The 578-nt window shown below is 35.8% G+C and carries 1 protein-coding gene; it reads right to left on the bottom strand.

Features of this window, described 5'->3' with window-relative positions; genetic code table 11:
• Positions 1 to 578, bottom strand: a 578-nt coding sequence (locus BWGOE10_RS28410) for an IS4 family transposase (RefSeq protein WP_131798991.1), incomplete at both ends; no start/stop codon positions are given.

The raw sequence follows: 578 nt of genomic DNA, 5'->3' as shown, positions 1-578 counted from the left end.
AAGGTCAGTTTTGTATACGGATTCAAGATCCCAAAACACCCACGACCTCCTCTTCACTTCTACTATATAAAAAATAGTAGCGCGAACCAATGCCTTGGTCTGCACTACTAATCTTAGTATGTTTTGTATAGTTTGGAATAGAAGAAGAAAATAGTCTTTAATCATATATATGGCTTTATACTCACTAAGCTCTCGTTTTTTCTTCATGAGGAGCAATTGGCGCATTTGAAACATGATAGAAGAACAGAGTAGAATGGCAATCAATTGACCATATAAATGGCACTCCAATCGTTCTGGTTTTATCTTTTTACAATGATGGATTTGAAAGAATGACTTCCACGTTTTAAATAAAATTTCGATTTGCCAACGCAAAGAATACCAGTCATGTACCTGTCCCATTGGGACAATATCTGTAGGGGTGTTTGTCATATATACATTGATACCACTGAGCCGTTTACTACGAGGAGAATACTTCATTCCTTTCTTTTTTTCTCTTACAGCTTGATCTTGTAATCGTTTTTGTTGCTGTTGTTTTGTTAATCGATGAACAATTACACGAGCTGGCACTTTATCAATCA

The organism is Bacillus mycoides, from assembly GCF_001757995.1.
In the GTDB taxonomy this organism is placed as follows: domain Bacteria; phylum Bacillota; class Bacilli; order Bacillales; family Bacillaceae_G; genus Bacillus_A; species Bacillus_A mycoides_B.
This window is presented reverse-complemented; position numbering and strand designations above follow the sequence as displayed.